General features: G+C 68.8%; 7 protein-coding genes. All 7 read left to right on the top strand.

Annotated features, from left to right (window positions below; all coding sequences use genetic code 11):
• Nucleotides 1–70 precede the first annotated feature (70 nt).
• Nucleotides 71–622, top strand: a complete 552-nt coding sequence (locus B7767_RS31220) for a F0F1 ATP synthase subunit B (RefSeq protein WP_107486432.1) — start codon at nucleotides 71–73, stop codon at nucleotides 620–622.
• Nucleotides 619–1,434, top strand: a complete 816-nt coding sequence (locus tag B7767_RS31215) for a F0F1 ATP synthase subunit delta (RefSeq protein WP_085575072.1) — start codon at nucleotides 619–621, stop codon at nucleotides 1,432–1,434. The genes B7767_RS31220 and B7767_RS31215 overlap by 4 nt, the downstream gene beginning before the upstream one ends.
• A gap of 134 nt (nucleotides 1,435–1,568) precedes the next feature.
• Nucleotides 1,569–3,158, top strand: a complete 1,590-nt coding sequence (gene atpA / locus B7767_RS31210; RefSeq protein ID WP_085575071.1) for a F0F1 ATP synthase subunit alpha — start codon at nucleotides 1,569–1,571, stop codon at nucleotides 3,156–3,158.
• A 21-nt stretch (nucleotides 3,159–3,179) separates the two neighbouring features.
• Nucleotides 3,180–4,097, top strand: coding sequence for a F0F1 ATP synthase subunit gamma (locus B7767_RS31205; RefSeq protein ID WP_085575070.1), 918 nt, complete (start codon nucleotides 3,180–3,182; stop codon nucleotides 4,095–4,097).
• Nucleotides 4,097–5,533, top strand: coding sequence for a F0F1 ATP synthase subunit beta (gene atpD / locus B7767_RS31200; protein WP_085575069.1), 1,437 nt, complete (start codon nucleotides 4,097–4,099; stop codon nucleotides 5,531–5,533). Before B7767_RS31205 ends, atpD begins: the two co-directional genes overlap by 1 nt.
• A 131-nt stretch (nucleotides 5,534–5,664) precedes the next feature.
• On the top strand, nucleotides 5,665–6,042 hold the full coding sequence (locus tag B7767_RS31195) for a F0F1 ATP synthase subunit epsilon (protein WP_030860424.1): 378 nt from the start codon (nucleotides 5,665–5,667) through the stop codon (nucleotides 6,040–6,042).
• A 128-nt stretch (nucleotides 6,043–6,170) separates the two neighbouring features.
• Complete coding sequence (locus B7767_RS31190) at nucleotides 6,171–6,617, top strand: DUF2550 domain-containing protein (RefSeq protein WP_030860426.1); 447 nt, start codon at nucleotides 6,171–6,173, stop codon at nucleotides 6,615–6,617.
• Nucleotides 6,618–6,726 lie beyond the last annotated feature (109 nt).

The raw sequence follows: 6,726 nt of genomic DNA, 5'->3' as shown, positions 1-6,726 counted from the left end.
CGGTCTCGTCATGCCGTTCGTCTACTAAGACGAACCCTGACGACCGACCCTTTCGACGAAAGGCACTGATGTGACATCCGCCCTGGTTTTCCTGGCGGCCGAGGGTGAGAAGGAGAACCCCCTCGTCCCGCCGTGGCCGGAAGTTGTCATCGGCCTCATCGCTTTCGTCATCGTCTTCGGTTTCCTCGCGAAGAAGCTCCTCCCGACCATCAACAAGGTCCTGGAAGAGCGCCGCGAGGCCATCGAGGGCGGTATCGAGAAGGCCGAGGCCGCGCAGACCGAGGCCCAGAGCGTCCTTGAGCAGTACAAGGCTCAGCTCGCCGAAGCCCGGCACGAGGCCGCGCGTCTGCGCCAGGAGGCGCAGGAGCAGGGCGCGACGCTCATCGCCGAGATGCGGGCCGAGGGCCAGCGTCAGCGCGAGGAGATCATCGCCGCCGGTCACGCGCAGATCGAGGCCGACCGCAAGGCCGCCGCGTCCGCGCTGCGCCAGGACGTCGGCAAGCTCGCCACCGACCTGGCCGGCAAGCTCGTCGGCGAGTCCCTCGAGGACCACGCCCGGCAGAGCCGCGTGATCGACCGCTTCCTCGACGAGCTCGACCAGAAGGCCGAGGCCGCGCGATGAACGGAGCGAGCCGCGAGGCCCTGGCAGCCGCACGCGAGCGTCTCGACGCGCTGACGGACTCCACGTCCGTGGACGCCGGCTCGCTCGCCGCCGAGCTGGCCGCCGTCACCGCGCTGCTCCACCGCGAGGTATCGCTGCGTCGGGTCCTCACCGACCCGGCGCAGGCCGGTGAGGCCAAGGCCGACCTGGCCCGGCGCCTGCTCGGCTCGCAGGTCAGCGGCCCGGCCGCGGACCTGGTGTCCGGCATGGTGCGTTCCCGCTGGTCGCAGTCGCGCGACCTGGTGGACGCGCTGGAGGAGCTGGCCGATGTGGCCGACCTCACCGCCGCCCAGAAGGCCGCCGCGCTCGACGACGTCGAGGACGAGCTGTTCCGGTTCGGCCGGATCGTCTCCTCCAACACGGAGCTGCGCGCCGCGCTGACCAGCCGGAGCGCCACCGCCTCCGCCAAGGGCGAGCTGCTGCGCAGCCTGCTCGGGGGCAGGGCGAACGCGGCCACCGAGCGTCTGGTCACGCGTCTTGTGACCGCGCCGCGGGGACGTAGCCTGGAGTCGGGACTGGAGTCCCTGTCCAAGCTCGCCGCCGAGCGCCGCGACCGCATGGTGGCCGTCGTCACCTCCGCGGTGCCGCTGAGCGACCAGCAGAAGCAGCGCCTGGGCAACGCCCTCGCGAAGCTCTACGGCCGCCGGATGCACCTCAACCTCGACGTCGACCCCGCGGTCGTCGGCGGGATCCGGGTGCAGGTCGGTGACGAGGTCATCAACGGTTCCCTGGCGGACCGGCTCGAGGACGCGAGTCGTCGGCTGGCCGGCTGAGCAGCACATTTCTTCATAGCAGTACGTACTTACGGCCCTGGTTGGGCCGTGCAGAGGATTCACCTCGTATCGGGGGGAGTCCCCATACCCCCCAAGTGAAACTTCGGGCCCAACAAGGAGAGCAGGGAACTCAGATGGCGGAGCTCACGATCCGGCCGGAGGAGATCCGGGACGCGCTGGAGAACTTTGTCCAGTCGTACAAGCCGGACGCGGCCTCGCGCGAGGAGGTCGGTACGGTCACCCTTGCCGGCGACGGCATCGCCAAGGTCGAGGGTCTTCCCTCGGCCATGGCCAACGAACTGCTGAAGTTCGAGGACGGCACCCTCGGCCTCGCCCTCAACCTCGAGGAGCGCGAGATCGGTGCCATCGTCCTCGGTGAGTTCAGCGGTATCGAGGAGGGCCAGCCGGTCACCCGCACCGGCGAGGTGCTGTCCGTCGCCGTGGGCGAGGGCTACCTCGGCCGCGTGGTCGACCCGCTCGGCAACCCGATCGACGGCCTCGGCGAGATCGAGACCGAGGGCCGCCGCGCCCTCGAACTGCAGGCCCCCACGGTCATGCAGCGCAAGTCGGTGCACGAGCCGATGGAGACGGGCTACAAGGCCGTCGACGCCATGACCCCGATCGGCCGTGGTCAGCGCCAGCTGATCATCGGCGACCGCCAGACCGGCAAGACCGCCCTGGCCGTCGACACGATCATCAACCAGCGTGACAACTGGCGCACCGGCGACCCGAAGAAGCAGGTCCGCTGCATCTACGTCGCCATCGGCCAGAAGGGCTCCACCATCGCGTCGGTCCGCCGCGCGCTGGAGGAGAACGGCGCGCTGGAGTACACGACCATCGTCGCCGCCCCGGCGTCCGACCCGGCCGGCTTCAAGTACCTGGCGCCGTACACCGGCTCGGCCATCGGCCAGCAGTGGATGTACGAGGGCAAGCACGTCCTGATCATCTTCGACGACCTGTCGAAGCAGGCCGACGCCTACCGCGCCGTCTCCCTGCTGCTGCGCCGCCCGCCGGGCCGTGAGGCCTACCCGGGTGACGTCTTCTACCTGCACTCCCGTCTGCTGGAGCGCTGCGCCAAGCTCTCCGACGACATGGGCGCGGGCTCGATGACCGGTCTGCCGATCGTCGAGACCAAGGCCAACGACGTGTCGGCGTTCATCCCGACCAACGTCATCTCCATCACCGACGGCCAGTGCTTCCTGGAGTCGGACCTGTTCAACGCCGGTCAGCGCCCCGCGCTGAACGTCGGTATCTCCGTCTCCCGAGTCGGTGGTTCCGCGCAGCACAAGGCGATGAAGCAGGTCTCCGGCCGTCTGCGCGTGGACCTCGCCCAGTTCCGTGAGCTGGAGGCGTTCGCCGCCTTCGGTTCCGACCTGGACGCCGCGTCGAAGGCGCAGCTGGAGCGCGGTCAGCGCATGGTCGAGCTGCTGAAGCAGGACCAGTACCAGCCGATGTCCACCGAGGACCAGGTCGTCTCCGTCTGGGCCGGCACCACCGGCAAGATGGACGAGGTGCCGGTCGCCGACATCCGCCGTTTCGAGAAGGAGCTGCTCGAGTACCTGCACCGCCAGGAGCAGGGCCTCATGACCTCCATCCGCGAGGGCGGCAAGATGTCCGACGACACCCTGCAGGCCGTGGCCGAGGCGATCGCGGCCTTCAAGAAGCAGTTCGAGACGAGCGACGGCAAGCTGCTCGGCGAGGACGCCCCGTCCGCCGCCAAGTGACGTAAGGAAGGGACCTGACTCATGGGAGCCCAGCTCCGGGTCTACAAGCGTCGCATCCGATCCGTCACCGCGACCAAGAAGATCACCAAGGCGATGGAGATGATCGCCGCCTCGCGCGTCGTCAAGGCGCAGCGCAAGGTGGCGGCCTCCACGCCGTACGCGCGGGAACTCACCCGCGCGGTCACGGCGGTCGGAACCGGGTCGAACACCAAGCACCCGCTCACCACGGAGGCGGAGAACCCGACCCGTGCCGCGGTCCTGCTCCTCACGAGCGACCGCGGTCTGGCCGGCGCCTTCAACTCCAACGCCATCAAGGCGGCGGAGCAGCTGACCGAGCGCCTGGAGCGCGAGGGCCGGCAGGTCGTCACGTACATCGTCGGCCGGCGTGGTGTCGCCCACTACAACTTCCGTGAGCGCAAGATCGCGGAGACGTTCACGGGCTTCACCGACGAGCCCTCGTACGCGGACGCCAAGAAGGTCGCGGCCCCGCTGATCGAGGCGCTCGAGACGGAGACGGCGGACGGCGGCGTGGACGAACTCCACATCGTCTACACCGAGTTCGTGTCGATGATGACGCAGACGGCGGTCGACTCCCGGATGCTTCCGCTGCGCCTCGAAGAGGTCGCGGAGGAGAGCACCACCAAGGGCGAGATCCTGCCGCTGTTCGACTTCGAGCCCTCGGCGGAGGACGTCCTCGACGCGCTGCTGCCGCGGTACGTCGAGAGCCGGATCTACAACGCGCTGCTCCAGTCGGCCGCTTCGAAGCACGCCGCCACGCGGCGCGCGATGAAGTCGGCCACCGACAACGCGGGCGAGCTGATCAACACGCTCTCCCGTCTTGCCAACGCGGCCCGCCAGGCCGAAATCACCCAGGAAATCAGCGAGATCGTCGGTGGCGCCAGTGCCCTGGCCGACGCGAACGCGGGGAGTGACAACTAATGACCACCACTGTTGAGACCGCGACGGCTACGGGCCGCGTCGCCCGGGTCATCGGCCCGGTCGTCGACGTGGAGTTCCCCGTCGACGCCATGCCGGACATCTACAACGCCCTGCACGTCCAGGTCGCCGACCCGGCCAAGGAGGGTGAGCTCAAGACGCTGACCCTGGAGGTCGCCCAGCACCTGGGTGACGGCCTGGTCCGCACCATCTCCATGCAGCCCACCGACGGCCTGGTCCGCCAGGCCCCGGTGACCGACACGGGCTCCTCCATCTCGGTGCCGGTCGGCGACTTCACCACCGGCAAGGTGTTCAACACCCTCGGTGAGGTGCTGAACGTCGACGAGCAGTACACCGGTGAGCGCTGGCCGATCCACCGCAAGGCGCCCAACTTCGACGAGCTCGAGTCGAAGACCGAGATGTTCGAGACCGGCGTCAAGGTCATCGACCTTCTCACCCCGTACGTCAAGGGTGGAAAGATCGGTCTGTTCGGTGGTGCCGGCGTCGGCAAGACGGTGCTCATCCAGGAGATGATCTACCGCGTCGCCAACAACCACGACGGTGTGTCGGTGTTCGCCGGTGTCGGTGAGCGCACCCGTGAGGGCAACGACCTCATCGACGAGATGAGCGAGTCGGGCGTCATCGACAAGACCGCCCTGGTCTTCGGCCAGATGGACGAGCCCCCGGGCACCCGTCTGCGCGTGGCCCTGGCCGGTCTGACCATGGCGGAGTACTTCCGCGATGTGCAGAAGCAGGACGTGCTGTTCTTCATCGACAACATCTTCCGCTTCACCCAGGCCGGTTCCGAGGTGTCGACCCTGCTCGGCCGCATGCCCTCCGCGGTGGGCTACCAGCCGAACCTGGCCGACGAGATGGGTCTCCTCCAGGAGCGCATCACCTCGACCCGTGGTCACTCGATCACCTCGATGCAGGCGATCTACGTCCCCGCGGACGACCTGACCGACCCGGCCCCGGCCACCACCTTCGCCCACCTCGACGCGACGACGGTTCTCTCCCGTCCGATCTCCGAGAAGGGCATCTACCCGGCCGTGGACCCGCTGGACTCGACGTCCCGGATCCTGGACCCGCGCTACATCGCGCAGGACCACTACAACGCGGCCATGCGCGTGAAGAACATCCTGCAGAAGTACAAGGACCTGCAGGACATCATCGCGATCCTCGGTATCGACGAGCTCGGCGAGGAGGACAAGCTCGTCGTCCACCGTGCCCGTCGCGTGGAGCGCTTCCTGTCCCAGAACACCCACGTCGCCAAGCAGTTCACCGGCGTCGACGGGTCGGACGTCCCGCTGGACGAGTCGATCGCGGCCTTCAACGCGATCTGCGACGGCGAGTACGACCACTTCCCGGAGCAGGCGTTCTTCATGTGCGGTGGCATCGAGGACCTGAAGAACAACGCCAAGGAGCTGGGCGTCTCCTGAGCATCAGGCTCACCGTGAACCCCTGAGGTTCACACCTGAGGGGGCGGGTGCGTCCCGCCCCCTCATCCACGCCCCTTAGACTTGTAACCAACACCCGGCACAACCGCCGGGTGGTGACCCGAGGAGCCACCTTGGCTGCTGAGCTGCACGTCGCGCTGGTCGCGGCCGACCGAGAGGTCTGGTCCGGCGAGGCCACCCTGGTCGTCGCGCGCACCACGTCCGGCGACATCGGCGTCATGCCCGGTCACCAGCCGCTGCTCGGTGTGCTGGAGTCGGGCCCGGTGACCATTCGTACGCGTGAGGGCGGGACGGTCGTCGCCGCGGTGCACGGCGGTTTCATCTCGTTCGCGGACGACAAGCTGTCGCTGCTGGCCGAGATCGCCGAGCTGTCGGACGAGATCGACGTCCAGAGCGCGGAGCAGGAACTCGCCCGCGCGAAGGCGGAGGACGACGCGGAGGCCGAGCGCCGCGCGGACGTCCGTCTGCGGGCGGCGTCGGCAGGGCGCTGATACCGGCGCGGTGGGATGACGTCACTCAGCCGCGGCCGGCACCGGAGCGATCCGGAGCCGGTCGCGGCTGAGGCAGATCTGGATGATTTTTCCGTTCCGTTACCTAGGAGACGAGGAGGTCGGTGTCGATGGTCCTCGCTCTGACTGTGTGCGGAATCGTGGTGGCCCTCGTGGTGGTGGGGCTCTTCGTCTTCGGCCTGCGCCGCCGCCTCATCCAGCGTTCCGGCGGGACGTTCGACTGCAGCCTGCGCTGGGACGCGCCCGAGTCGGGCGACTCCGGCGGCAAGGGCTGGGCGTACGGGGTGGCACGTTACAACGGTGACCGGGTCGAGTGGTTCCGGGTCTTCTCCTACGCGCCCCGGCCGCGCCGCGTCCTGGAGCGTTCCGCGATCGAGGTGGCCGGCCGCCGGCTGCCCGAGGGCGAGGAGGAGCTGGCGCTGCTGTCGGACTCGGTGATCCTCGCCTGTCTGCACCGGGGCACGCGTCTGGAGCTCGCCATGAGCGAGGACGCGCTGACCGGTTTCCTCGCCTGGCTCGAGGCGGCCCCGCCCGGGCAGAGGGTGAACGTCGCGTAGAGCGGCGTTCGGGGCTCCGCCGGGTGGGGCGCCCCCGGCAGCGGAGCTGCCGGGAGGGAGCGGACGTGGCATGACGACGTCCGCTCTCCCCCGGACGAGGCCCGGGGGA

The organism is Streptomyces sp. 13-12-16, from assembly GCF_002114215.1.
Lineage (GTDB): Bacteria > Actinomycetota > Actinomycetes > Streptomycetales > Streptomycetaceae > Streptomyces.
This window is presented reverse-complemented; position numbering and strand designations above follow the sequence as displayed.